The organism is Methylobacterium sp. Leaf94, assembly GCF_001426045.1.
Classification (GTDB): domain Bacteria; phylum Pseudomonadota; class Alphaproteobacteria; order Rhizobiales; family Beijerinckiaceae; genus Methylobacterium.
In genome coordinates this window covers 207,893-233,730 of record NZ_LMRM01000034.1, presented here as the reverse complement: position 1 = coordinate 233,730, position 25,838 = coordinate 207,893, and the positions used below count along the sequence as shown (strand labels likewise).

General features: G+C 71.1%; 23 protein-coding genes. 15 read left to right on the top strand and 8 right to left on the bottom strand.

Annotated features, from left to right (window positions below; all coding sequences use genetic code 11):
- Positions 1-394: 394 nt before the first annotated feature.
- From ASG63_RS16585 to ASG63_RS16575, 3 genes are all read left to right on the top strand, one after another.
- Positions 395-874, top strand: coding sequence for a (2Fe-2S)-binding protein (locus ASG63_RS16585; protein ID WP_056218655.1), 480 nt, complete (start codon positions 395-397; stop codon positions 872-874).
- Positions 871-3,234, top strand: coding sequence for a xanthine dehydrogenase family protein molybdopterin-binding subunit (locus ASG63_RS16580; protein WP_056218652.1), 2,364 nt, complete (start codon positions 871-873; stop codon positions 3,232-3,234). The genes ASG63_RS16585 and ASG63_RS16580 overlap by 4 nt, the downstream gene beginning before the upstream one ends.
- Before the next feature lie 296 nt (positions 3,235-3,530).
- On the top strand, positions 3,531-3,923 hold the full coding sequence (locus tag ASG63_RS16575; protein WP_056218650.1) for a hypothetical protein: 393 nt from the start codon (positions 3,531-3,533) through the stop codon (positions 3,921-3,923).
- A gap of 123 nt (positions 3,924-4,046) precedes the next feature.
- On the opposite strand, the gene ASG63_RS24475 is transcribed toward ASG63_RS16575, so the two are convergent.
- Positions 4,047-4,274: a hypothetical protein gene (locus ASG63_RS24475; RefSeq protein ID WP_082487457.1), complete on the bottom strand. Its 228-nt coding sequence runs from the start codon at positions 4,272-4,274 to the stop codon at positions 4,047-4,049.
- Between the two features lie 392 nt (positions 4,275-4,666).
- On the opposite strand from ASG63_RS24475, the gene ASG63_RS16570 reads away from it, so the two are divergent.
- From ASG63_RS16570 to ASG63_RS16545, 6 genes are all read left to right on the top strand, one after another.
- Positions 4,667-4,855 (top strand): hypothetical protein, encoded by a 189-nt coding sequence (locus ASG63_RS16570; protein WP_056218648.1) that lies wholly within the window; start codon positions 4,667-4,669, stop codon positions 4,853-4,855.
- Between the two features lie 766 nt (positions 4,856-5,621).
- Positions 5,622-6,668 (top strand): sulfate ABC transporter substrate-binding protein, encoded by a 1,047-nt coding sequence (locus tag ASG63_RS16565; protein WP_056219474.1) that lies wholly within the window; start codon positions 5,622-5,624, stop codon positions 6,666-6,668.
- Positions 6,669-6,731: 63 nt separating this feature from the next.
- Positions 6,732-7,604 (top strand): sulfate ABC transporter permease subunit CysT, encoded by an 873-nt coding sequence (cysT, locus tag ASG63_RS16560; RefSeq protein ID WP_056218645.1) that lies wholly within the window; start codon positions 6,732-6,734, stop codon positions 7,602-7,604.
- Positions 7,597-8,481 (top strand): sulfate ABC transporter permease subunit CysW, encoded by an 885-nt coding sequence (gene cysW / locus ASG63_RS16555; protein ID WP_056218643.1) that lies wholly within the window; start codon positions 7,597-7,599, stop codon positions 8,479-8,481. The genes cysT and cysW overlap by 8 nt, the downstream gene beginning before the upstream one ends.
- A 4-nt stretch (positions 8,482-8,485) precedes the next feature.
- On the top strand, positions 8,486-9,532 hold the full coding sequence (locus ASG63_RS16550; protein ID WP_056218641.1) for a sulfate/molybdate ABC transporter ATP-binding protein: 1,047 nt from the start codon (positions 8,486-8,488) through the stop codon (positions 9,530-9,532).
- A gap of 88 nt (positions 9,533-9,620) precedes the next feature.
- Positions 9,621-10,181, top strand: coding sequence for a DUF4337 domain-containing protein (locus ASG63_RS16545; protein ID WP_056218638.1), 561 nt, complete (start codon positions 9,621-9,623; stop codon positions 10,179-10,181).
- Between the two features lie 65 nt (positions 10,182-10,246).
- On the opposite strand, the gene ASG63_RS16540 is transcribed toward ASG63_RS16545, so the two are convergent.
- Complete coding sequence (locus ASG63_RS16540) at positions 10,247-12,583, bottom strand: Tex family protein (RefSeq protein WP_056218634.1); 2,337 nt, start codon at positions 12,581-12,583, stop codon at positions 10,247-10,249.
- 92 nt (positions 12,584-12,675) lie between these two features.
- Positions 12,676-14,307 (bottom strand): glucan biosynthesis protein, encoded by a 1,632-nt coding sequence (locus ASG63_RS16535; protein ID WP_443189803.1) that lies wholly within the window; start codon positions 14,305-14,307, stop codon positions 12,676-12,678.
- Between the two features lie 69 nt (positions 14,308-14,376).
- Here ASG63_RS16535 and mdoH point away from each other — a divergent pair, with 69 nt between their 5' ends.
- Positions 14,377-16,287, top strand: a complete 1,911-nt coding sequence (gene mdoH, locus ASG63_RS16530; RefSeq protein ID WP_082559350.1) for a glucans biosynthesis glucosyltransferase MdoH — start codon at positions 14,377-14,379, stop codon at positions 16,285-16,287.
- A gap of 45 nt (positions 16,288-16,332) precedes the next feature.
- Here mdoH and ASG63_RS16525 read toward each other — a convergent pair whose 3' ends face one another.
- Both ASG63_RS16525 and ASG63_RS16520 read right to left on the bottom strand, forming a co-directional pair.
- The gene (locus tag ASG63_RS16525; RefSeq protein ID WP_056218631.1) at positions 16,333-16,755 is read right to left on the bottom strand and encodes a hypothetical protein; all 423 of its coding nucleotides are present in this window, start codon (positions 16,753-16,755) and stop codon (positions 16,333-16,335) included.
- Positions 16,756-16,825: 70 nt separating this feature from the next.
- Positions 16,826-18,007: a trans-sulfuration enzyme family protein gene (locus ASG63_RS16520; protein WP_056218628.1), complete on the bottom strand. Its 1,182-nt coding sequence runs from the start codon at positions 18,005-18,007 to the stop codon at positions 16,826-16,828.
- Between the two features lie 128 nt (positions 18,008-18,135).
- Between ASG63_RS16520 and ASG63_RS16515 the strand changes: the two genes are divergently transcribed.
- A complete protein-coding gene (locus ASG63_RS16515) occupies positions 18,136-18,669 on the top strand; it encodes a TspO/MBR family protein (protein ID WP_056218624.1) in 534 nt (177 codons plus the stop codon).
- Between the two features lie 11 nt (positions 18,670-18,680).
- Here the strand turns inward: ASG63_RS16515 and hemA are convergent, their stop codons facing one another.
- Positions 18,681-20,027, bottom strand: a complete 1,347-nt coding sequence (hemA, locus tag ASG63_RS16510; protein ID WP_056218621.1) for a 5-aminolevulinate synthase — start codon at positions 20,025-20,027, stop codon at positions 18,681-18,683.
- A 512-nt stretch (positions 20,028-20,539) separates the two neighbouring features.
- Here hemA and ASG63_RS16505 point away from each other — a divergent pair.
- On the top strand, positions 20,540-20,743 hold the full coding sequence (locus tag ASG63_RS16505; protein WP_056218618.1) for a hypothetical protein: 204 nt from the start codon (positions 20,540-20,542) through the stop codon (positions 20,741-20,743).
- Positions 20,744-20,902: 159 nt separating this feature from the next.
- Positions 20,903-22,192, top strand: a complete 1,290-nt coding sequence (murA, locus tag ASG63_RS16500) for a UDP-N-acetylglucosamine 1-carboxyvinyltransferase (RefSeq protein ID WP_056218613.1) — start codon at positions 20,903-20,905, stop codon at positions 22,190-22,192.
- Between the two features lie 43 nt (positions 22,193-22,235).
- On the opposite strand, the gene ASG63_RS16495 is transcribed toward murA, so the two are convergent.
- Together ASG63_RS16495 and ASG63_RS16490 are read right to left on the bottom strand one after the other, a co-directional pair.
- Complete coding sequence (locus ASG63_RS16495) at positions 22,236-22,568, bottom strand: hypothetical protein (RefSeq protein ID WP_056219465.1); 333 nt, start codon at positions 22,566-22,568, stop codon at positions 22,236-22,238.
- Between the two features lie 102 nt (positions 22,569-22,670).
- Complete coding sequence (locus ASG63_RS16490; RefSeq protein ID WP_056219462.1) at positions 22,671-23,744, bottom strand: glycosyltransferase; 1,074 nt, start codon at positions 23,742-23,744, stop codon at positions 22,671-22,673.
- 312 nt (positions 23,745-24,056) lie between these two features.
- Here ASG63_RS16490 and ASG63_RS16485 point away from each other — a divergent pair, with 312 nt between their 5' ends.
- Both ASG63_RS16485 and hisD read left to right on the top strand, forming a co-directional pair.
- Positions 24,057-24,536 carry a DUF2948 family protein gene (locus ASG63_RS16485; protein ID WP_056218609.1) on the top strand — a complete coding sequence of 160 codons (480 nt, stop codon included), beginning with the start codon at positions 24,057-24,059 and terminating at the stop codon, positions 24,534-24,536.
- Entirely contained in the window at positions 24,536-25,831 is a 1,296-nt protein-coding gene (gene hisD, locus ASG63_RS16480) for a histidinol dehydrogenase (RefSeq protein ID WP_056218606.1), read from the top strand. Before ASG63_RS16485 ends, hisD begins: the two co-directional genes overlap by 1 nt.
- The last annotated feature ends 7 nt before the right edge of the window (positions 25,832-25,838 follow it).

Below are 25,838 nucleotides of genomic sequence, written 5' to 3'. Positions count from 1 at the left end.
TGGGATTTGCGTGGAAGCCGGCAAAAGCAACGTGCGACCCGGCGATCCGGACCACCCGTCCGGCTTCGCCCCGTGCGCAACGGCACATGGAGGCCGCATCGCCCGTCCGGGGACGGATGACGGGGCCAGCCTCCGGTTGCGCCGCAACAGCCCGGACGTTTAATTGGATTCATTCCGAGGTGCGGGGCGTGGGGGCTTCGTGCGCTGCGACGGCTCTCCCGATCGGAGAGGCCGGATCCGCCGCCGCATCTCAGGACCTTTCGATGTGGACGGCGACGCCACGTCGACCGTGCCAACGCCCGACATGTGACCCCGACGGCTTCCCGCCGGTTGATGGATTGGCGTGACGCCGATCCCGACCGGCCCGTGGCCTGATCCATGACAGGATACACCGATGATCAAACTGACCGTGAACGGAGCTGAACGCAGCTTCGACGGCGATCCCGACATGCCGCTGCTGTGGTACCTGCGCGACGAGGTCGGGCTCACCGGAACCAAGTTCGGCTGTGGGCAGGCCCTCTGCGGCGCCTGCACCATCCATGTGGGCGGAACGGCCGTGCGCGGCTGCGTCACCCCCGTCTCGGCCGCCGAGGGGCAGGCCGTCGTCACCATTGAGGGCCTGTCCCCCGACGGCAACCATCCGGTTCAGGTTGCCTGGCGCGACCTCAACGTGGCGCAGTGCGGCTACTGCCAGTGCGGGCAGATGATGCAGGCCGCCTCCCTCCTCACCGAGACCCCGAAGCCCACCGACGCGCAGATCGACGAGGCCATGAGCGGGAACCTGTGCCGTTGCGGCACCTACCCCCGCATCCGCGCCGCGATCCACCAGGCCGCGGGCCAGAAGCCCGCCGTGAACAAGGGAGAGCGCCTGTGATCCACGAAGCTCAAACCATGGCGGCCCGCGCCACCGCGCCGGCCGACGTTGCACCCGTGGAGACCGTGCCCGGTCCGAGCGCCCTCGCCAATGTCAGCCGCCGCGCGATGCTCGGCGGCATGGGCGCCCTGGTGCTCGCCCTGTCCTGGCGTGACCCGGCCCAGGCCGAGGACAAGAAGGACGAGCCCAAGAAATACGGCGCCGATGCCATGCCGCATGGCTGGCAGGACGACCCGAAGGTCTTCGTCGCCATCGCGTCCGACGGCACCGTGACGGTGACCTGCCATCGCTCCGAGATGGGCCAGGGCGTGCGCACCTCGATCGCCCTGGTGGTGGCCGACGAGCTCGAGGCCGACTGGTCCAAGGTGAAGGTCGCCCAGGCCTGGGGTGACGAGGCCCGCTTCGGCAACCAGGACACCGACGGCTCGCGCTCGCTCCGCCACTTCTTCCCGCACCTGCGCCATGCCGGTGCCGCGGCCCGCGCCATGCTGGTCCAGGCCGCCGCCAAGCAGTGGGGCGTGCCGGCGAGCGAGGTGAAGGCCGAGAACTCGATCGTCACCCACGCCAAGTCGAAGCGCAGCCTCGGTTACGGCGAGGTCGCGGCCGCAGCCGCCGAATTGCCGGTGCCGGCCCGCGAGAGCGTCGTGCTGAAGAAGCAGGACGCCTTCCGCTACATCGGCAAGGGCAAGATCGGCCTCATCGACAACCACGACTTCACCGTCGGCAAGGCGATGTACGGCATCGACACCCGCCTCGACGGGATGCTCTACGCCCTCATCGCCCGCCCGCCCGTCTACGGCGGCAAGGTCAAGAGCGTCGACGATTCCGAGGCCATGAAGGTCGCGGGCGTGGTCAAGATCTTCACCATCGACGCGCCCGAGATTCCGTCCGAGTTCCAGCCCGTCGGCGGCGTCGCCGTGGTGGCCAAGAACACCTGGGCGGCGATGAAGGCCCGCGAGGCCCTCAAGATCACCTGGGACGACGGCCCGAACGCCACCTACGATTCCGTCGCCTTCCGGGGCGAGCTGGAGAAGGCGGCGCGCGCGCCGGGTAAGGTCGTGCGCGACCAGGGCGACGTCGCCGGGGCCATGGCCAAGGCCAAGACGAAGCTCGAGGCGGAGTACTTCGTGCCCCACCTCGTCCAGGCCCCGATGGAGCCGCCGGCGGCCACCGTGCGGATCAAGGACGGGTTCTGCGAGGCCTGGGCCAATACCCAGGCGCCCCAGGCGACGCATGATCGCCTCGCCAAGAAGCTGAACCTGCCTGCCGACAAGGTGAAGGTGAACGTGACGCTGCTCGGCGGCGGCTTCGGCCGCAAGTCGAAGCCCGACTACGTGCTGGAAGCGGCCCTGTGCAGCCAGGCCGTGGACGGGGCGCCGGTCAAGCTGATCTGGACCCGCGAGGACGACCTCCACCACGGTTACTACCACACCATCTCGGTGGAGCGCCTGGAGGCCGGGCTCGACGACAAGGGCATGCCGGTCGCCTGGCTGCACCGCTCGGCGGCGCCCACCATCGGATCGATCTTCGCCCCCGACCCGAAGCACGAGCTGCCGTTCGAGCTCGGCATGGGCCTGACCAACACGCCGTTCGCCGTGCCCAACATCCGTCTTGAGAACCCGGCGGCGGATGCCCACGTGCGCATCGGCTGGTTCCGCTCGGTCTCCAACATCCCGCACGCCTTCGCGATCCAGTCCTTCGTGTCCGAACTCGCCCACGCGGCGGGACGTGACCCGAAGGAGTACCTGCTCGCGTTGATCGGTCCTGACCGGCTCATCGACCCGACCAGCATCAGCGACGTCTGGAACTACGGCGAGGATCCCGCCCGCTACCCGATCGATACGGGGCGCCTGCGCCGCGTGATCGAGGCGGCAGCCAAGGGCATCGGCTGGGGTCGCAAGATGGAGAAGGGCACCGGCCTTGGGATCGCTGGCCACTACAGCTTCGTCACCCACACGGCGGTGGCGGCGGAGGTGGCGGTCGGCCCCAAGGGCGAGGTGCAGGTCAAGCGCGTCGACATCGCCATCGATTGCGGACCGCAGGTCAATCCGGAGCGGATCCGTTCGCAGATGGAGGGCGCGGTCGTCATGGGCATGGGCCTCGCGCTCACGGCCGAGATCACCTTCAAGGACGGACGCGCGCAGCAGAACAACTTCGACGGCTACGAGATCACCCGCATCGATGCGGCGCCGAAGGAGATCCATGTCCACCTGCTACCGAACCCGGACTACAGCCGTCCCCTCGGCGGGGTCGGCGAGCCCGGCGTTCCGCCCGTGGCTCCGGCGATCGCCAACGCGATCTTCGCCGCCACCGGCCGGCGCATCCGGCAGCTGCCGATTCGCGACCAGCTGAGCGCCTGATCGGGCATCGCCCTCCCGGGTTCCGGGAGGGTTCGGGGCGCAGGGCGGATTCGTGCCGTCCTGCGCCCCGTCTCATATCCGGCCCCATCGGATCCGACCGCACCCTGGCGGAGGCGAAGGCGTCCGGACGCCCACGCACGCTCGTGCCGATTCCGCCTCGGGTCGGCGAACCGTGTTCCCGCCGGCGGTTTTCCCGCCCCGCCAAGGGAGCCCGGCCTCGCTCCCGGGGGTTGACCCTCCGACGGAGGCGGCCTCGGTCGAGTCGACCCCACCTTCCGAATCAAGGACAGCAATCGATGACCCGTTCCCTGTGGCCCGTTGCCGGGTGTCTCGCCGCCGGTCTCCTCGCAGCGGGTGCGGCGCCCGCCCTCGCCTCGCCCTGCGGCGATCGCATCGCCAAGCTCGAGGGACCAGTGAAGGATCTGGCCAAGGAGGCGATCTCCGCCAACACCAGCGGCAAGGCCACGGCCAGCGCGCGCAGCGGTCAGGGCATCACGGGAAGCGGCGGCAGCGCCTCGGCCGAGGCCGCGGCCCCCGAGAAGTCGGCGGAGGCCGGAGAGGGCGGCGACAAGGCGATGCAGGCGAAGGTGGCCCTCGACGAGGCGCGCACGGCCGACAAGAAGGGCGATGCCAAGGCCTGCGGCGAAGCGGTCGATCGGGCGCAGAAGCAAGTGGACGGCGCGCCCTGAGGCGCGGGCCCCGGCCATGGGGCCCGGGGGAGCGCTGGCCCCGTCATCAGGGGCCGGCGCGGGTCTTACGGGTTGGGGTGCATCGGGGGCGGCGACGGCATCCGCCCCACCTGCCTACGGATTTCAGGCGCTGGTGACGGCCGCGAGAGCGTGGTCGTTTCCGTTCAGGCCGGCGCAGAGATCATCGATCTCTGCCAGATCAAGAGCTTCCCCGGAATCGCTCGCAATAGCATCAATCAAGTGATCCTGATGCGGGCTGAAGGGATGCCCCTGCAAACGATAGAATTGATAATAGCGAAGCGCGGCTAATACAGCATCACGTTCTCGATCAGTAATGGTAATATTCTGCATGCCGGTTATAATTCCCGTTATTGGTTGCGGGAGTTCGAGAAACAACCACTCTGCGGCGCCGTGAGCTTGGATGTTGTAAGCGAATCCGGACGGATTCGTCCATCACCGGAAACCCTCCGTTAGCCGTTTCACCATCGACCCGAACCGCCCTTGAACGGCCAAGTCTTTGGCCGGTCGCCATTTCCGCCGAAGGGCGCCGGCAGAGGTTTTTTTTAGCCCTGCGATTTTATCCTATGCGCTTGACAACCTTTGATAAGTCTTGCGGCGCTTGCAACGCCGGCTCGCCGGACCCATCGCGGCGTCAGCGTATCCTTAACCGATCGGTGCCACTGTCACGCTTCGACCGCCCTGCCTCGTGCGCAGCGCGGGATGCGAAGGCCGGGGTCCGAGTCATGCCCAAGACCCGAAGCGAATATTCGTCCGGAGCCGATGGGGTGCGGCCCGCCACGCCGACGCTTGGCCCCAGCGTCCGCCGCCATCTCGGGCACACCCTTCGCTCCTTCTACGCCGAGATCGTGGCCGATCCGCCGAGCGCACGGCTCGAGGCGCTGCTCGCCCGGCTCGGCAAGGGTAAGCGCTGAGCCCCGGGTGTGGCCCGTTTACCGCGTTTCCCAATGTTGCCCTCGCATGTGCGTGAATTCACGGACGGTTCACGCCGGGATCGCTAGTGGTGCGTTGATCCGATGAGCACGCGCACTCCGCCGCGCTCTCACACGAAGCAGTTCCATGATCACGCTCGCCCTCGTCGTTGTCGGCAACATCCTGCTGGCGTCCCTGTTCTCGCTCATCGCCGTCGCGGCGGACTGAGCGTTCCGCGCCGTAGCCTGAGGCCGGCGCGCCCCATTCCTCAGCCACCCTCACATTCCCGCCAGCCGCCAGCGGTAGCCGGGATCCTGCCCTGAGGCGGTCCCCGATGCCCCGAGGCTCCCGCCTGCGGGGTGTTCGGCGTGGCCTCGGCCGGGTGGGCCGCGCCCCCGACCTCATCCTCGAGGGGGCGGGCACCGGGCACCCTTCTTCCGCGGTGAAGCCAACCGATCGCGGCGATCGCCTCCCCCCGGCGCAGGACACCCGACCAGCTTCGAAGAATGATGGAAATGTCCTTTCTATAGAACCCGGTGCGACCAGCAGTTTCTTCTTCCGTGGAGAACCAAGGGAGTATCCTGTTCTCCCCCGAGGTAAATTCGCTTTCTATCGGGGGGTCTCCGGGGAACGAAGGGACCCATACCGGCTTATTCGACCCAGGCCCAACGCTTGACAACGTTCGTTAAAACGAACGAAACCAGCACCGCCGGGGTCGCGATGCGGATGCCTCCGCTCCGGCTGCGCGAGCCAGATTCGGAGACCCCCGTGAGCGAGACTTCTTCCCGGACCACCGGCCGCACCCGCCGCCATGCAGTCCTGCTCGGCGCCGGCCTCGCCGCGGCCCTGCTCGCGCCGACCCTGGCCTGCGCCCAGACCGAGCTCCTCAACGTCTCCTACGATCCGACTCGCGAGCTCTATCGCGAGATCAACGCGGCTTTCTCCGAGGAGTGGAAGGCCAAGACCGGCGAGACCCTGACCGTGCGCGCCGCACATGGCGGCTCGGGCTCGCAGGCCCGCACGGTGATCGACGGCATTCCGGCCGATGTGGTGACCCTCGGCATCCCGTCCGACATCGACGCGATCAGCCGGATCTCGAAGAAGATCGTCCCCGATTGGCGGACGAAGCTGCCGAACCAGGGCCTGCCCTACACCTCGACCGTGGTGTTCCTCGTGCGCAAGGGCAACCCGAAGGGCGTGACGGACTGGGGCGACCTCGTGAAACCCGACATCAAGGTCATCACCCCGAACCCGAAGACCTCCGCCGGCGGTCGCTGGAACTTCCTCGCAGCCTGGGGCTACGCCTACGAGAAGGAGGGCAAGGACGCCGACAAGGCCAACGCCTTCGTGGGGGCGGTCTACAAGAACGTCCCGGTCCTCGACACCGGCGCCCGCGGCTCCACCGTGACCTTCGCGCAGCGCGGCCTCGGCGACGTGCTGCCCACCTGGGAGAACGAGGCCTACCTCGTGTTCGAGGAGTTCGGCCGCGACAAGTTCGATGTGGTGGTGCCGCCGACCTCCATCTACGCCGAGCCCCCGGTCGCCCTGGTCGACGTCAACGTCGACAAGAAGGGAACCCGCAAACAGGCCGAGGCTTATCTTCAGTTCCTCTATTCCGATCGGGCGCAGGCCATCTTCGCCAAGCACCATTACCGCCCGCTCAACCGCGCGGCGGCCAAGCCCGAGGACCTGGCGCAGTTGCCCGAGCTGAAGCTGTTCAAGATCGAGGATCTGCAGGGCGACTGGGACGAGATCCAGAAGAAGAATTTCGACAACGGGGGCCTGTTCGACCAGCTGAGCAAGGCGGGGCGCTGACCCGGCGCTCCCCGATCCCCGCGCTTACCCGGGCGGGGCCCGAGACCTGAGCAGGACACCACCATGGCCCCGCCCCCGCGCGCCAACCCGCCAACCCGTGCGAAGCGCCGCTTCCTCCGTCCGAGCGTGATCCCCGGTTTCGGGCTCGCCTTCGGCTACACCCTGACCTGCCTCGGCCTGATCGTGCTGCTGCCACTGGCCGCTCTGGTGACGCGCGCCTCCGGCCTCGGCTTCGCGGGCATCTGGGAGGTCGCCACCGATCCACGCGTGGCCAGCGCCCTGCGCGTCAGCTTCGGCGTCTCCCTCCTGGCGGCGCTGACGGCCTCGGTGTTCGGCTTCCTCATCGCCTGGGTGCTGACGCGCTACCGGTTTCCCGGCCGCAAGATCGTCGACGCGGTGGTGGACCTGCCCTTCGCGCTCCCCACCGCCGTGGCCGGCATCGCCCTGGCCGCCCTCTACGCCCCCAACGGCCTCGTCGGCGCGCAGCTGGCGCGGATCGGCATCGAGGCGGCCTACACGCCCGTGGGCATCTACATCGCCATGGTGTTCATCGGCCTGCCCTTCGCAGTGCGCACGGTGCAGCCGCTGATCGCCGAGATCGACAAGGAGATCGAGGAGGCCTCCGCCACCCTCGGTGCGGGGCGCGTCCACACCCTGGTGCGGGTGGTGCTGCCGCCGCTGATCCCGGCGGTGCTCACGGGCTTCGCCCTCGCCTTCGCCCGCGGGGTCGGCGAGTACGGCTCGATCATCTTCATCGCCGGCAACCTGCCCTACGTTTCCGAGATCGCGCCGCTCCTCATCGTCATCAAGCTGTCCGAGTACGATTACGGCGGCGCCTGCGCCATCGCCACGATCATGCTGGGCATCTCGTTCCTCACCCTCCTCGCCATCAACCTGATCCAGGCCTGGAGCCGGCGGAGATTCGGCTATGTCTGAGACCTTCGCCCCCGTCGCCCTCGCCGAGGCGCGTCCGGCCAGCGTCGTCACCGAGGGGCGCTGGATCCGCTGGCTGCTGATCGCCGTCGCGATCCTGTTCCTGGCGCTGTTCCTGGTGCTGCCGCTCCTCACCGTGTTCGCGCAGGCCTTCGCCAAGGGTTTTACCGCCTACCTCGCCGCCTTCACCGAGGCCGACGCCCACGCGGCGATCCGGCTGACGCTGCTGACCGCCGCCATCGCGGTGCCGTTCAACCTCGTCTTCGGGATCATGGCCTCCTGGGCCGTCGCCAAGTTCGAGTTCTGGGGCAAGAACCTGCTCGTCACCCTGATCGACCTGCCGTTCTCGGTCTCGCCGGTAGTCTCGGGCCTGATCTACGTGCTGGTCTTCGGGGCGCAGGGCATCCTCGGCCCGTGGCTGCTCGATCACGACGTCCAGGTCATCTTCGCCGTACCGGGCATCGTGCTGGCGACCATCTTCGTCACCTTCCCGTTCGTCGCCCGCCAGCTCATCCCGCTGATGCAGGAGCAGGGCACGGCGGAGGAGGAGGCGGCGCTGACCCTCGGGGCGTCCGGCTGGCACGCCTTCCGGACGGTGACGCTGCCCAACATCCGCTGGGGCCTCCTCTACAGCGTGCTCCTCTGCAATGCCCGCGCGATGGGCGAGTTCGGCGCGGTCTCGGTGGTCTCCGGCCACATCCGGGGCCTCACCAACACGCTGCCGCTCCACGTGGAGATTCTCTACAATGAGTACAACTTCGTTGCCGCTTTCGCCGTCGCCTCCCTCCTGGCCGGCCTCGCCCTCGTCACCCTCTGCGTCAAATCCCTCCTCGAATGGCGCTACGCCGACGAGATCGCCGCGGGCGCCCGGGGCCACTGAGCGGGTGGGCGGCTCCACCGCCATCCGGGTCGAGGCGCTGTCGAAGACGTTCGACACGGCCGCGGTCCTGCACGACTTCTCTCTCGACGTGCGGGCGGGCGAGTTGCTGGCGCTGCTCGGCCCCTCGGGCTCGGGCAAGACCACGCTGCTGCGCATCATCGCCGGCCTCGATTTCCCCGATGCGGGCCGCATCGTGTTCGGGGCCGAGGACGCGACCCGGCTCCCCGTGCAGCAGCGCGCGGTGGGCTTCGTGTTCCAGCACTACGCCCTCTTCAAACACATGAGTGTCGCCGAGAACATCGCCTACGGACTCAACGCCCGGAAGCGGTCCGAGCGCCCGGCCAAGGCCGAGATCAAGCGCCGGGTCGGCGACCTCCTCGACCTCATCAAGCTCTCCGGCTTCGCCGACCGCTATCCAAGCCAGCTCTCCGGCGGACAGCGGCAGCGCATCGCGCTGGCCCGGGCGCTCGCGGTGGAGCCGCGCGTCCTCCTGCTCGACGAGCCGTTCGGCGCCCTCGACGCCCAGGTGCGCAAGGACCTGCGCCGCTGGCTGCGCGAGATCCACGACCGCACCGGCCAGACCACGATCTTCGTGACCCACGACCAGGACGAGGCCCTGGAGCTCTCCGACCGTGTCGCGGTGCTGGACAAGGGCCGTCTGGAGCAGGTCGGCACTCCGGACGAGGTCCAGGAGGCGCCGGTCTCCGCCACCGTGCTGAAGTTCCTCGGCGACACCATCGAGGTCGAGGCGATCGCGCAGGGCGGCGAGGTCCGCGTCGACGGCCGCCTGACGCCGGTGCGGGCCCCCGATGGCCTCGTCGGTCCGGTCAAGCTCTATGCCCGGCCCTGGCAGCTCCAGTTCGCCGAGGGCGATCAGGCCCATCTCCAGGGCGTCGTGCGCTCGTCCTACCGGACGCAGGGGCGTCAGCGCATCGAGGTCGACCGGCCCGAGGGCAAGACCGTGGTGGTGGAGGCCGCCGACACCAACCGCTTCGCCGCCGGCAGCCCCGTGGGCCTGCGGATCATCGGCGGCCACGTGTTTCCGAACTAGCGTGGGTTTCCGGACTGACGGGAAAGCGTCTTGCGCTCGCCGACGCGATCGGGTGTGACTGCCGCCGTCCAAATCAGGAGGAGGCAGCATGTCGGGTGGTCACGGGGCGGGCAGCGGTTCGAACAAGCGCGTCGCGCTGCTGATCTCGGTGCTGGCGCTGTTCCTGGCGCTGGCCGAGACCCTGGCCAAGGGCGCGCAGACCGACGCCCTCGGGGCCAATGTCGAGGCCTCCAACCAGTGGGCCTACTTCCAGGCCCGCACCATCCGGGGCACGGTCCTCAAGACCGCCGACGAGACCCTGGCGCTGCTGCCGCCGGAGGTGGCGAATGCCGAGGCCGTGAAGGCCAAGCGCGCCGAGTGGGCCAAGACCATGGCACGCTGGGACAGCGAGCCCGCCACCGGCGAGGGGCGCAAGGAACTGGCCGAGAAGGCGCGGCACTCGCAGGAGGTGCGCGACCTCGCCCTGCACCGCTACCACCATTACGAGATCGCCTCGGCCGCCTTCCAGATCGGCATCGTGCTCGCCTCGGCGGAGGTCATCACCGGCATCTTCGCCCTGGTGGTCGGCGGCGGACTCCTGGGCGTCGCCGGCCTGGCCTTGCTGGGCTTCGGCCTCTACGCGCCGCACGCGCTGCCGTTCTTCCACTGAACGTGTCCCCGTGAGCCCGTCCCCGGCGGCGCGCCATCGGCACCCGCCGGGCGAGGACGGGGCGCTCAGCGCTTCGGCATTCCCTTGGCGAGGGCCGCGCGCCGCAGAGCCTCGGCCAGGGCGCCGCCGGCCTCGGGCGCCGGCGCCGGATTGGCCCGCAGTGCCGGTCTCGCGGCCGGAGCCGGAGCGGGCGGCGCCTCGCGGCGGGCGGCGGGACGCGGCGCGCCGGCCTCGTCCGAGCGCATCGTGAGGGCGATGCGCTTGCGGTTGGGATCGACCTCGAGCACCCGGACCTGCACGACGTCGCCGGGCTTCACCACCTCGCGGGGGTCCTTCACGAACCGGTCGGCCAGCATCGAGATATGCACCAGGCCGTCCTGGTGAACCCCGACATCCACGAAGGCGCCGAAGGCCGCCACGTTGGTGACGACACCCTCCAGGCGCATGCCGGGCTTCAGGTCGGCGATCTTCTCGACCCCCTCCTGGAAGGTCGCGGTCCGGAAGGCCGGGCGCGGGTCGCGGCCCGGCTTCTCCAGTTCCGACAGGATGTCGGTGACGGTGGGCAGGCCGAAGGTCGCGTCGGTGAAGACCTTCGGGTCCAGGCTGCGCAGGGCGCCCGTGTTGCCGATCAACGCCTGGATCGGCTGGCCGGTGGCGGTAAGGATCCGGCGCACCACCGGGTAGGCCTCCGGGTGCACGCCCGAAGCGTCGAGGGGATCGGTCCCACCGCGGATGCGCAGGAAGCCGGCGGCGAGTTCGTAGGCCTTGGGCCCGAGCCCCGCCACCTTCTTCAGGCCGGCGCGGCTGCGGAACGGGCCGTGGGCGTCCCGGTGGCCGATGATGTTGGAGGCCACCCGCGCGGTGAGGCCCGAGACCCGGGCCAGCAGCGGCGCCGAGGCGGTGTTCACGTCGACCCCGACGCCGTTCACGCAATCCTCCACCACCGCGTCGAGGGAGCGCGCCAGCTTCTCCTCGGCCAGATCGTGCTGGTACTGGCCGACGCCGATCGCCTTCGGTTCGATCTTGACGAGCTCGGCCAGGGGGTCCTGCAGGCGCCGGGCGATGGAGACCGCGCCGCGGATCGAGACGTCGAGCTCGGGCAGCTCCGCGCTGGCATAGGCCGAGGCCGAGTAGACCGAGGCGCCGGCCTCCGAGACCATCACCTTGGTCAGTTTCAGCTCGGGCTGCTTGGCGATGAGTTCGGCGGCGAGCTTGTCGGTCTCCCGCGAGGCGGTCCCGTTGCCGATGGCGACGAGCTCCACCTTGTGCGTCCGGCAGAGCTTGGCAAGAGCGATCAGGGCGCCGTTCCAGTCGCGGCGCGGCTCGTGCGGGTAGATCGTGTCGGTGGCCACCACCTTGCCGGTGGCGTCGACCACCGCGACCTTCACGCCGGTGCGGAAGCCCGGGTCGAGCCCGAGGGTCGGGCGCGCCCCGGCCGGGGCCGCGAGCAGGAGGTCGCGCAGGTTGCCGGCGAAGACCGTGACCGCGCCGGCCTCCGCCACGGCCCAGAGCCGGGCGCGCAGGTCCGTGTCCGTGGCGGGCTTCAGGCGGGTGCGCCAGGTCCGCCGCACCGTCTCCATCAGGAAGGCGTCGCCGGGTCGGCCCTGGTCGCGGATGCCGAAGGTCTTGGCGATGCGCAGTTCCTGCGAACCGGGCTGGCCCTTGGCAGGCTCCTCGCCCACCGCGTCGGCGATGGCGAGGTCGAGCACCTCTTCCTTCTCGCCGCGGAACAGGGCGAGGATGCGGTGCGAGGGCAGCTTCGCGAGGGCTTCCGAGAAGTCGAAGTAATCCGAGAACTTCTCGCCGGACGCCGCCTTGCCGGGCTTCACCGTGGCGACCATCCGGCCCCGCTGCCAGCGGGTCTCGCGGAGCGAACCGACCAGCTCCGGGTCCTCGCCGAAGCGCTCGATCAGGATGGCGCGCGCACCCTCCAGGGCGGCCTCGACGTCGGCGACGCCCTTGCCCGCGTCCACGTAGGCCCGGGCAGCCGCCTCGGGAGACTGGTCGGGCCGGGCCAGCAGAGCCTCGGCGAGGGGGGCGAGCCCGGCTTCGCGGGCGATCTGCGCCTTCGTCCGCCGCTTCAGCTTGAAGGGCAGGTAGAGGTCCTCCAGCCGGGCCTTGGTGTCGGCCGCGAGGATCCGCGCCTTCAGCCCGGCCTCGAGCTTGCCCTGGGCCTCGATCGCCTCCAGCACCGCCGCCCGGCGGGCCTCCAGATCGCGCAGGTAGGCGAGGCGCTCCTCCAGGGTGCGCAGCTGCGCGTCGTCGAGAGTGCCGGTGACCTCCTTGCGGTAGCGCGCGATGAACGGCACCGTCGCACCGCCGTCGAGCAGGTCGACCGCGGCCTTCACCTGCCATTCCGCGACGCCGAGTTCGGCGGCGAGACTCGTGTTGATGGCGGCCATGAGGCGTCTCCGGGTGGGGCCGGGTGTCTACAGGGCCGGCCGCCGGGAGGTCAAACCCACCGCCGGCATGGCCAGATCGTATGGGCGGATCGTCAGGCGACCGCGTCCCAGGTCTCCGTTACGGCCCGGCCGTCCCGGACGAGGCGGGCGCGCAGGATCACGTCGCCCGCCGGCAGCGGCGTCGGCGGCCGCCACTCGACGTAGAGCCGCCAGCCGCCGGTCTGGGGCACGAACTCCACCACCGGGTCGACCATCGTGCCGGCGCTGGCGGACGCGTCGGCGGCCAGGTCCGCCCCGCGGTCGGCCGGCAGGCCCGGCCCCGCGAAATCGATGACGTAGAGGCGACGATCCGGGCTGGGCGGCGTGGTCGGGCGCAGGCGCTCGGCCGAACCCACCCGTGTGGAGACGACCCGACCGAGGGTGCCGGGCACGACCGTCGCCGGCTCCGCCCCGACCGTCGTGAGGGTGTAGGACACGGCTCGCTCGGTCCCGGCCGGCAGGGGCGCACCGGGCACGAAGGCCGCCACGATGTTGTCCATGTACTCCTCGCGCGACGGGATCTCGAAGAGCCGGACCGCGCCGGCCCCGAACCCCGCTTCCGGCGTGATCCAGAGTCCGGGCCGCGCCTCGTGCCGGGCCTGCACGTCGAGATAGGCGGGAAAGTCGCGGACGCGCTGGAGCAGGCCGAAGCCCTCCAGCGGGTCGACGCCGAAGGCCGAGATCTGCGGCTGCGCCCGGCCGTTGACCAGGGGCCGCCACAGCCGTTCGCCCCGGGTCACCACCGCCAGCCCGTCGGAATCATGCACCTGCGGACGGAAGTCGTCGAAGGGCGCGGCGCTCCGCGCGCCGGGCCCGTTCGCCCCGTGCAGGAACATGCTGGTGAGGGGGGCGAGCCCGAGATGCTCCAGGGCGGTGCGGGGATACAGGGACGCCTCGACATGCATCACCGAGGGGTCGCCCGGCGCCACGCGGAAGCGGTAGGCCCCGGCGAGGCTCGGGGAATCGAGCAGGGCCCAGATCTCGATGGTGCGGGCGTCGGCCTCCGGCTCGCAGATCCAGAAGGCGGTGAAGTCCGGGAATTCCTCCGCGCCCGGTCCCCCGGTGCGCAGGGCGGCGCCGCGGGCCGAGAGCCCGTACTCCTGGCCGAACCCGCGCAGCCGGAAGTAGGAGGCGCCGAGGAAGACGAGGAATTCCTCCTGGTCCGCCGGCCGGTCGACCTGGAAGGCATGATGCAGCCGGAAGCCCGCAAAGCCGAGGTCGGAGGGAAAGCTCTGCCCCTTCAGGTCCGGTCCGAGGTCGAACAGGTCGGGGGCGTAGGGGATCTGCTGGGCCGGACCGTTGCGCGGCTGCCGGTACAGGACGACGCGCTTGCGCTGCAGGAAGCCCCGATGGAACAGCTGGGCCGAGAAGCGGCGGCCCAGCGGCAGGCTCGCCTCCGGCCGGAAGGTGATGGCGCGGTAGCCATCGTAGGACAGGGCGGCGAGGGGCGGCGGCAGATCGTCCGGCTGAGCCTGGTAGGGGTGCGCCGCGAGCGCCCGCGCCTTCGCCTTCACGACCTCGAATGATAGGGGATCGGGAGCCGCCGCGCGCGTTCGGCCCGCATTCAGATCGTGTGCAGTAGGCAGGACCATCCCGACGGCCACGCTGAGCGTGGTCCGAAGGGTCTGCCGCCGCGAGAAGGACTCGGTCTGTCCGCGTCCCTCGAGACCCTCGCCATCGCGCATCTGTTCCCTTTCGCCGGCCCGCCCGGTCGAGGGATCACGGTGTCCCCTCCTTCGAGTTTCCCGCGCCCCATGTCCCACAGGTTGTCGCACGACGCCCCGGCGGCTGAAATCCCGGGTCCGCTGGAATTCTCACCCGAGGCGCGCGGTTCCTTCTCCGCCGCGGTCCTGGCCCGCCGGCTGCTGCTGGCTCTCCCGCCCCTCGCCCTGGGCGCTCTCGTCGCCGCCCTGGCGCTCGGCGCCTATGGAACGCCGTCCGGCCTCCTCGGCGGGGCGGTGCTCGGGCTGTTCGCCCTCGTGATGACCTGGCAGGCCTTCGTGGCCTGGCAATACGTCTACGGCCTCGTCGCCACGGCTTTCGGCGACCGGGCGAAATCCGCCCTGGAGCGACGCTCCCTCACCGTGCCGGCGGAGGCCTCGGGCCTGAGCCGGACGGCGGCCGTGGTGGCGATCCACGCGGAGGACGCCGTGGCGGTGTTCGCGGCGCTGCGCGTCATGGCGCGCTCGCTGCAGCGGGCCGGGGGCGACGGCGGCGACATCGACATCTTCGTTCTCTCCGACACGCGGGACGGGGCCATCGCGGCGATCGAGGAGCATGAATTCGCGCGGATCGAGGCCTGGACCCGCCAGCACGGCCCCGGCCTGCCGCGCATCCGCTACCGGCGCCGCCGGGACAATGCCGGCCGCAAGGCGGGCAACATCGCGGAGTTCTGCAAGACCTACGGGCCCGAATACGACTTCATGATCGTGCTCGACGCCGACAGCCTGATGACCGGCAGCGCCATGCGCCGCCTCGCCCGGCTGATGGAGGAGAACCCCCGGGTCGGGCTGATCCAGACCGTGTCCTACGCCACCGGGCGCGACACCCTGTTCGCCCGCATCCAGCAATTCGCCGTGCGGCTCTACGCGCCGCTGGCGATCCGCTGCCTGGAGACCTGGCAGGGGCCGGACGGCAGCTATTGGGGCCACAACGCCATCGTGCGCGTCGCGGCCTTCGCCAACAATGCCGCGTTGCCCGTGCTGCCCGGCAAGGCCCCCTTGGGCGGCGAGATCCTGTGCCACGACATCGTCGAGGGCGCGCTCCTGCGCCGGGCCGGCTGGGAGGTTCGCCTGCTGCCGGAGATGGGCGGCACCTGGGAAGAGATGCCGACGAACCTCGTCGACCTCCTCGGGCGCGAACGCCGCTGGTGCCAGGGCAACATGCAGCACCTGCGCGTCACCGCCATGCCGGGCCTGCGCCCCGCCAGCCGCTGGCACCTCGCCGTCGGCATCCTGTCCTACGTGGCCTGCCCGCTCTGGGTGCTGTTCCTCGCCCTCGGCACGCTCCAGGCGGCACGGACCGGCGATCTCGGCCTGCTCGGCTACGGCCTGACCGGCACGGGCGCCGCCGCCCACGCCCTCGCCACCCTGGTGGTCACGATCCTGGCCGTGCCGAAGCTCCTCAGCCTCGGCCACGTGCTGGCTTCGGCCGAACGCCGCGCGGCCTTCGGCGGCACCGCCGCGCTCCTGAAGAGCGCCGTCCTCGAACAGGCGATCTGGGTCCTGCTCTGGCCGGTGATGACGCTATTCGCGGCGGGCGCCGTCGCCACCACCTTCGTGGGGCGCGTCGTGCGCTGGGACACGCAGGTGCGCGACGACCGCCGCGTGCCGTGGGCCGAGGCCTGCCGGCTCCAGGTCGACACCCTCGTGGCGGGCGCCCTGCTGGCGGGCGGCCTCGCCTTCGCCGGCGATCCCTGGCTCGCCCTCTGGATGGCTCCGGTGGCGCTCGGCCTGCTGTCGAGCCCGGCCCAGAGCGTGCTGACGAGCAGCGCCCGCCTCGGCCGGATCTCGCAGACCCGGCGCCTGTTCCTGACCGTGGACGACACCGCCCGCGCGCCGGAGCTCACCGCCCTGGCGCAGAGCCGCGGCGGGGCAGCCGAGGCCGGCCGTGGTCGGGCCGAGCCGACCTGGCTCGCCGACGAGGTGCCGGCCTCCTCGAGCTGAACCGGGACGACGTCCGCCCCGCGAGTCGTCCGGCCCGGACCCGCGTCACTGCTTCTCGAGCACCTTGATCGGGTCGGTGCGCTGGGCCGGACTCGGCTCCTTGGTGGCGCTGCCGGTGCCCTTGCCGGCGCGGGAATCGTCGGCCTGCCTCGGCAGGCCGGTGCCGCTCGCCAGTTCGAGGCAGGTCACCATCTCGACGTAGGACGGGAAGCCGCCGGCCTCGAACTGCTTCTCGCACTGGCGCTTGGCGGCGGGGGTGAACTCGTTCCAGCGGCGCTTGACCTCGTCGTGCGAGGCACGCTCGGAGCGCAGGCAACCTTCCTGGCTGGCATTGTCGCTGACGCTCGCCGAGGCCGCCGACTGGCAGGTCTTCTCGATGTTCAGCTCGGGCGGCCCGCTGTCGGCACGGGCGGGCACGCCGAAGAGGAGGAGCGCGAGGGCTCCGGTGAGCAGGGCAGGCTTCGGCATGGTCGGGCGGTCTCTCGCGATGATCCTGCCCACCAACGCGCGAGGCCCCTTCCCCGCACCACGCGAAAATTCACGCGTCCCGCAGGGCGGCGTCGAGGTCGGCGAACAGGTCGTCCACCGCCTCGATCCCCGTGGACAGCCGCAGGAGATCCGGCGGGCACGGGGAATCCGGCCCCTCCACCGAGGCCCGGTGCTCGATCAGGCTCTCGACGCCGCCGAGCGACGTCGCCCGCTTCCACAGCCGAACCCGCGCCGCCGCGGCAATCGCCGCCGCCTCGCCGTCCCGCACCCGGATCGACAGCATGAAGCCGAAGCCGCCCTGCATCTGCCGGGCCGCCACCGCATGGCCGGGATCGTCCGGCAGGCCGGGATAGAGGACGCGCGAGACGTTCGGATGCGCCTGGAGGCGGCGGGCGAGTTCGGCCGCGCTGGCGGCCTGCGCCGCCGCCCGCAGCGGAAGGGTGCGCAGCGAGCGCATCAGCAGGTAGGCCTCGAACGGGCCGAGGATGGCCCCGCCGCCCGAGCGGATCGCCGCGAGGCGCTCCCAGAACGCGTCCGCCCGGGCCCCGGCGAGCACCCCCGCCACCACGTCGGAATGGCCGTTCAGGATCTTGGTGGCCGAGTGCATCACGATGTCGGCGCCGAGCGTCAGCGGCCGGGTGTGGATCGGGGAGGCGGCGGTGGAATCGACGGCGAGACGGGCGCCCGCCGCGTGCGCGAGGCGGGCGGCCTCGGCGATGTCGGTGACCGTCCAGAGCGGGTTGCCGGGGGTCTCGATCCAGACGAGCGTCGTGGTGCCGGGCCGGATCGCCCGTTCCAGGGCGGGCAGGTCGTCCATGTCGACGAAATCGACCGCGATCCGCCGGCGCGGCATCTCGGCGTTGAGCCAGCGCTTCAGGCCCCAGTACATCACCCGGGGCGCCACCACGTGGTCGCCGGGCTCCAGGGCCGTGAAGACGGCGGTGGCCGCCGCCATGCCGGAGCCGAAGAGCAGGGCGCCGGCCGCCGCGTCCTCCAGCATCGCCAGCACGGCCTCCGCCTCCCGCACGGTGGCGTTGTCGGGGCGCGCGTAGGAGAAGCCCGAGCTGTAGCCGTTGTCGGGATCGCGCAGGAAGGTGGTCGCCACGTGCAGGGGTGCCACCACGGCCCGCGTCATCGGGTCGACATGGCCCAGGGCCTGGGCGGCGAGACTGCGCTTCGCGAACGCGGGCGCAGCATCCGAAGGCGGCTTCGGTGCGTTCGGTTCCGACATGGGGCGTGTTCGTCCGTCAGGGTTCTGTTGACCGGCCCGCGCCGACCGGTGCACGGACCCGCAGGCGCGGCGTCCTCTCCCTCTAAAGGTGAGAGAAATCTCGCCCAAGGCAAGGAATCCCGTTCGTCATGTCCCGTGCGCCCGCCTCGTCGCCGATCCACATTCCCACCGCGCCCGCCCTGGCCCTGCCCGGGCGGCTGGCGGCGGCGATCCTGCCGGTGGTGCTGACGGCCGTGCTCGGCTCGTCCGCCACCGGCCCGAACATCGACGGATGGTATGCCGGGCTGACGAAACCGGCCTTCAACCCGCCGAACTGGGCGTTCCCCGTGGCCTGGACGATCCTCTACGGGATGATCGCGCTCTCGGCCTTCCGGCTCCTCGGGGTGAAGCCGCGCACGGGTCCGAGCCAGGGGGCGTGGAGGCTGGCACTGGTCGCCTTCGCGGTGCAGCTCGCCCTCAACGCCGCCTGGACCCCGACCTTCTTCGCCGCGCACGCCCTCGGGGCGGCCCTGGTGGTCTCGGCCGCGATGTGGGTGATGATCCTCTGGACGATCCGCCTGTCCTGGCGCTTCGACCGGGCGGCGGCGGGCTTGCTGGTGCCCTACGCCGCCTGGGTCGGCTTCGCGACCGTGCTCACCGGCGCGATCTGGCGCCTGAACTGAAGCGAGGCCGGCTACTCGGCCGCCTCGACGAACACCGTCCCGGCGCGCGGGAGATCGAGGGTGTCCCAGGTCTCGGCGAGCGCGGCCGTCAGCTTGGCGATGCGGACATCGTCGTGGAAGGGCGATGGCGTGATCCGCAGGCGCTCGGTGCCGCGCGGGACGGTGGGGTAGTTGATCGGCTGGATGTAGATGCCGTGATGCTCCAGCAGGTGGTCGGCCGCCGCCTTGCACAGCTCGGCGTCGCCCACCATCACGGGCACGATGTGGGTGTCGGTGTGCAGCACCGGCAGGCCGGCGGCCTCCAGGGCGGCCTTGGTGCGGGCGGCCTGGCGCTGGTGCGCCTCGCGCTCGGCGTTCGAGCGCTTGAGGTAGCGCACCGAAGCGATGGCGGCGGCGGCGATGGCCGGCGGCAGGGCGGTGGTGAAGATGAAGCCCGGGGCGTGGCTGCGGACCGCGTCGCACAGGACCGCGGACCCCGTGATGTAGCCGCCGACGCAGCCGAAGCCCTTGGCCAGCGTACCCTCGATCACGTCGACCCGGTGCATCACCCCGTCGCGCTCGGAGATGCCGCCGCCGCGCGGCCCGTAGAGGCCGACCGCGTGGACCTCGTCGAGGTAGGTCAGGGCGCCGTACCGGTCGGCGAGATCGCAGATCGCGCCGATGTCGGAGACGTCGCCGTCCATGGAATAGACGCTCTCGAAGGCGATCAGCTTCGGGCGGTCGCCCGCCGCGATCAGAAGCTCCTCGAGATGGGCCAGGTCGTTGTGGCGGAACACCCGCTTCTCGCAACCGGAATGGCGTACGCCCTCGATCATCGAGTTGTGGTTGAAGGCGTCCGATAGGATCAGGCAGTTCGGGATCAGCTTGGCGATCGTCGAGATGCCGGCTTGGTTCGAGACGTAGCCCGAGGTGAAGACGAGGCCGGCCTCCTTGCCGTGCAGGTCGGCGAGCTCCCGCTCCAGGTCGACCAGCGGCGAATTGTTGCCGGCGATGTTGCGGGTGCCGCCGGCGCCGACGCCGCAGCGGGCCGCCGTGCGGGTCATGGCGCCGACCACGTCCGGATGCTGGCCCATGCCGAGGTAGTCGTTCGAGCACCAGACGGTGATCTCGGAGGTGCCGCCGTCGGGCTTGCGCCAATGCGCGGTCGGGAAGCGGCCGGCGATGCGCTCGATATCGGCGAACACCCGGTAGCGACGTTCGCCGTGCAGGCGATCCAGGGCCGTGCGGAAATGCGCCTCGTAGTCGGTCCGGCCCTGACCGATGGATCCCACAGACTTGGCCTCGCAGCCCGCTCCCTGGCCCGTTCCCTGCTTGGTGTCGCTGATCTTGATCGTCGCGGGCATGCGGTTCACGGGCATCCGTCCTTCACGCTTGGGCTGAGGGGCCGGCGGTGGGATCGCGGCCTCTGGCGGGATCGTTTCCACGCGGACCCTCGTGCGGGGGGCCCTTGATGCAATCGGTCTCGTTGACGAGCGTGGCGCCGACTCCGTGAAGGAGTTGCTGACGATGCTCGTCCTGACGCGGGTTTCCCCGACGTTCGGGTTTCCCCGACGCGATGGCGACGATACAGGTGAACTTGGAATTGGTTCAAGTCGACATCCGCATTCCTGCTTTGCATCCATCGACCAGGGCCTGCAAAGCCGACACGGTGACGTGGCGACGATGGGTCGCGCGGGCCGTGCCGGCTCCGACCCTTCGTCAGATGAATCCGACGAGACCTTAGAACCCGACAAGATCTCGAACCCGACAAGATTTCGAACCCGATAAGACCCTGGAACCCGATTGAGACCATGGAACGCGCCGGGACCATGCGAGCCCTGAAACCGGATCGCCGCCGCAACCGATCCCAGCCTGACCCGATTTCCGCGCCATGACGGACGACGAGACCGGACCCCACGGGAAGGGGTCTCCCGAAACCTCCGCCAAGGCGCCGCCCAAGAGCGCCGCCGAGCAGCGGGCCGAGCGCCTGAAGGCTGCCCTGCGCGACAACCTGCGCCGTCGCAAGGCACAGGTGCGCGGGCGTTCGCTCGGCTCCGGACCCGACGAAACACCCGGATCCGGCGGCGAAGCCTAATCGGGCGCCCCGAACCTCCTTTTCGACAAAACTTGGCTATAACGGTGCTGTTTCCACGGGGGCGGCTCGCGTCCCGCCAGGTTTCACGTTCGATTTCTCCGGCCCGCGGCGCGGCCTGCGCCCCCGGCGGGCAAGATTTTAGGCAAGGTTGTAGAGACGATGGACCGCATCAACATCATCGGCGGCCGCCCGCTGCACGGCGTGATCCCGATTTCGGGCGCCAAGAACGCCGCGCTGCCCCTGATGATCGCCAGCCTGATGACCGGCGAGACCCTGGAACTCGGCAACGTGCCGCGGCTCGCCGACATCAACGCGCTGCTGCGCATCCTCGGCAATCACGGCGTCGACCACATGGTGGTGGGCAAGCGCCCGGGCCAGACCACCGAGACCGGCCAGACCATCCGCCTCACCGCCTCCAACGTCATCGACACCACGGCGCCCTACGAACTGGTCTCGACCATGCGGGCGAGCTTCTGGGTGATCGCGCCGCTGCTCGCCCGCTTCGGCGAGGCCCGGGTCTCGATGCCCGGCGGCTGCGCCATCGGGACGCGCCCGGTCGACCTGCTGCTGATGGCGCTGGAGCGCCTCGGCGCCACCGTCGAGGTCGATGGCGGCTACGTCGTCGCGAAGGCCAAGAACGGCCTGCGCGGGGGCGAGATCCACTTCCCCAAGGTGACGGTGGGGGGCACCCACGTGGCGCTGATGGGGGCGGCCCTGGCCAACGGCTCGACCCTGATCGAGAACGCCGCCCGCGAGCCCGAGGTCGTCGATCTCGCCGCCTGCCTCACCAAGATGGGCGCCCGCATCGAGGGGGCCGGTACGCCGCGCATCACCGTCGAGGGCGTCTCGCGCCTGCACGGCGCCCGCCACGACGTGCTGCCCGACCGCATCGAGACCGGCACCTACGCCATGGCGGTGGCCATGACCGGCGGCGACGTGACCCTGGAGAACACCCGCGCGGACCTGCTGCACGCGGCCCTCGACGTGCTGGCGACCACGGGCGCCGAGATCACCACGGGCACCGATACCATCCGCATCCGCCGCAACGGCGGGGGCATCGCCGCGGTCGACATCACCACCGACCCGTTCCCCGGCTTCCCCACCGACCTGCAGGCGCAGTTCATGGCGCTGATGACGCTGGCCAAGGGCCAGTCCAACATCCGCGAGACGATCTTCGAGAACCGCTTCATGCACGTGCAGGAGTTGGCCCGCCTCGGCGCCCGGATCCGGCTCGAGGGCGACCTCGCCATCGTCGAGGGCGTCGAGCGCCTGAAGGGCGCGCCCGTGATGGCCACGGACCTCCGCGCCTCCGTCTCCCTCGTCATCGCGGGCCTGGCGGCCGAGGGCGAGACCAGCATCAACCGGGTCTACCACCTCGACCGCGGCTTCGAGGCCCTGGAGGCCAAGCTTGCCCGCTGCGGCGCCGAGATCACCCGCGTCCGCAGTTGACGGGACCCGCCCGCCGCCCGCTCCGGGCGGCGGGCGGGTCGGATCAGCCGCCGATCTCGCCGTGCTTGCGACCGAAACCGGGAATGTCGCAGCCGCAGCGCGAGCCGTAGGGCTGCGGGCGGGTGATGCAGTTGCCACGCTGGGTCAGGCAGAGGCGTCCGAATCCGCCGCCGTAGCCATGGGGGCGCCGGTCGTACCGGTCCTCGTCGTAGCGCCGGCGCTCGTAGCGATCCTCGTCGTAGCGGCGCTCGAAGCGATGGGGACGATCGTCGTCGCCGTAATACTGCGCCCGCGCTTCGAAAGCACCGAGGCCGGTGCCGAGCGTCGCCGCGGTGGCGAGGGCGAGAATCGCGGTCCTGATGGTCTTTGACGTCATGGCCTTGTGTGTCATGGCTGCATCCCTTCGGAAGTGGCGCTCGATCTAGCGACCCCGGGCTGAACGCTCCCTGAGGGCATGCGCCGATCGGGGAGGCGCATCTCAGCCCAGGAACCGGGTGACCAGGCGCACCGCCGGGAGCACCGCCCGGGCCAGCCGGATCTGGCCGGGCAGCTGCCGAGGCCCGAGCGGCCGGTGGACGAGGCGCGGACTGGCGCGCTCGGCCTCGGCCACCGCGTGGCCCGCCAGGGGATGGGCCGCGACGCGGACGGCATCCGCCTCGGTGATCCGCAGGGCCCGGGCCCAGCCACGCTCGGTGCCGAGCCGGCCCGCCGCGTGCAGGCGGCGCAGGCGCCGCCGCCAGGCGTAGCGGAAGAGCGCCCGCGGCACCGGTTCGAGGCGGGCGTCGCACAGGCTGTCGGGCTTCTCGCAGCGCGCCCGGATGGTGTCGGCGACGCCGCCCGGGGCCCGGCCCACGAGGCGCCCCGAGACCGTGACCAGGATGGCCGGGTCGTGCCGGACATGCAGCCCCTGCGCGAGCAGCAGCGCCACGAACGCGCCGTCTTCGCCGAGCGCGATCGCCGGCATGCCCCCCACCGCCCGGTAGGCCGCGAGGCTGACGCTCAGGGTGGCGCCGATGGTGGTGCGGTGGCAGGGCCAGGGATCGTGCGGATCGGGGTCGATGCGCGCCTCCGCCTCGGTGAGGAGGTCGCTGTAGAGGTCCTCCCGCTCGCCGCGCCAGTGCAGGGAGGGCGGCAGCAGGGCGCGCTCGTCCGAATCGAGCGCGATGCGGCCGGCCACCGCGTCGGCGCCCCGGTCGAGGGCGGCCCGGTTGCGTGCGACCCAGTCCGACGGAACCCGGCTGTCGGCGTCGGTCGAGAGGATCATGCCGTCCCCGCCGAGCCAGTCGGCCGCCCGGTTCATCGCCTCGCGCCGGGCCCAGCCCGCATGGGCGCCGGCATACGTGACGTGGGTGACCCGGACCGGCACCGACATCCGCGGCGCGAGATCGGCCACGATCGCCTCGGTGGCGTCGGTGCAGTTGTTGAGAAACAGCACGACGCCGAGACTCCCCGGCGGGATCCCCGTCTGGGCGTCGATCGCGCGCAGGCAGGCCGCGATGCGCTCGGCCTCGTTGCGCACCGGGATGGCGACGACCGCGCCGGGCGCGGCCAGGGCGGGACCGGTGGATCTGGCCGAGGTCTCGGCTTGGCCCGGGGTCTCGGCTTGGCCCGGGGACTCGGCTTGGCCCGGGGAGCCGGCGGCTTCGGTGAGAGGGGGAAGAGACACGGTGCGAACTCCGTTCGCCGGTGCCGACACGGAGCCGGCGCAGCGACGCGTCCCTAGCAGGTCCGGCAAGCGGGACAATGGCGGAGTTCGCCCCCGCCTGTTGCCGTGGGCGGGTCCCCTCGCTACCTACGGCTCCCATACCGCGAACGGCCGAGCCCGCACCGGGCCGGCCCGCCGACAAGAGCGCGACATCCGATCATGGAGCTTCTCAGGCTCGCCGCCCTCGACGCCGAAGATCTGGGCGTCATCTCCGCCCACCTGCAGGACGCGATCCTGAAGGGGAGCGACCTCGCCTATCTGGGCGCGCAGCATCGGTTCGTCCTGGTGGCGCGCCGCTTCGACTGGTCGGCGGAGGACGGTGCGCCACCGCGCCGGCGCCTGACGGGCATCCATTTCGAACGGGTGCTGAAGGTGCGCACGCGCGGCATCACGCCCGGCGCGGATGCCGAGACGCCCCTCGAACTCCTCGCCGTCACCTTCGCGCCGACCGAGGCGCCGTCCGGCATCGCCACCCTGGTCTTCGCCGGCGGCGCGGCGATCCAGCTCGAACTCGAATGCATCGAGGTCCAGTTGAAGGATCTCGGCCCGGTCTGGGAGGTCGAGGGGCGCCCCGACCACGAGGCCGTGGTCGCCGGGCGCGCCGCCATCGCGGGCGACGCCCGAGAAGGAAACACCTGATGGTCCGCCTCGATTCCCGCGACGAAGACTTCGCCGAAGCCTTCGCGCGCCTGCTCAGCGTCAAGCGTGAGATCTCCGAGGATGTCGACGAGACCGTGCGCGGCATCATCGCGGGCGTGGTCGCGGGCGGCGACGCGGCGCTGGTCGACTACACCCGCCGCTTCGACCGGCTCGGCGAGGATTTCACCGTCGCGTCGCTGCGCGTCACCCCGGCCGAGATCGAGGCCGCCGTCGCGGCCTGCCCGCCCGACGCCCTGGAGGCCCTGCGCTTCGCCGCCGCCCGGATCGAGGCGTTCCACGCCGCCCAGGTGCCCGCCGACCACAGCGCCACCGACAGCCTGGGGGTCACCGCCGGCTGGCGCTGGACGGCGCTGGAATCGGTCGGCCTCTACGTACCCGGCGGCACCGCGAGCTATCCCTCCTCGGTGCTCATGAACGCCATTCCGGCCCGCGTCGCCGGGGTGCCGCGCGTCGTCATGGTGGTGCCGATGCCGGAGGGCACGATGAACCCGCTGGTGCTCGCCGCCGCGCAGCTCGCCGGCGTCGACGAGGTCTACCGGGTGGGCGGCGCCCAGGCGGTGGCGGCGCTGGCCTACGGCACCGAGACGATCGCACCGGTGGCCAAGATCGTCGGGCCCGGCAACGCCTGGGTGGCCGCGGCCAAGCGCCGGGTGTTCGGGCAGGTCGGCATCGACATGATCGCCGGCCCCTCCGAGGTGCTGATCCTGGCCGACGCCCATGCCAATCCCGACTGGGTGGCGGCGGACCTCCTGGCCCAGGCCGAGCACGACACGGCGGCCCAATCCATCCTGATCACGGATTCCGAAGCGCTGGCCGGCGACGTGGCCGAGGCGGTGGAACGGGCGCTCGGCACCCTGCCGCGGGCCGACATCGCCCGGGCGAGCTGGCGCGACTACGGCGCCATCGTGGTGGTGCGGGACTTCGACGAGGCGGTGCCGCTGGTGGATCGCCTCGCCCCCGAGCACCTGGAGATCGAGACGCGGGACGCCGAGGGGCTCGCCGCCAAGGTCCGCAACGCCGGCGCGATCTTCCTCGGCTCGCACACGCCGGAGGCCATCGGCGACTATGTCGGCGGCCCCAACCACGTCCTGCCCACCGCCCGCTCGGCGCGGTTCTCCTCCGGGCTCGGCGTGCTCGATTTCATGAAGCGCACCACGATCCTGCGCTGCGACCCGGCGGCCCTCCGGGCGCTGGGCCCCGCGGCCATCGCCCTCGGACGGTCGGAGGGCCTGGAGGGCCACGCCCGCTCGGTGGCGATCCGCCTGAACCTGTGAGGGCCTG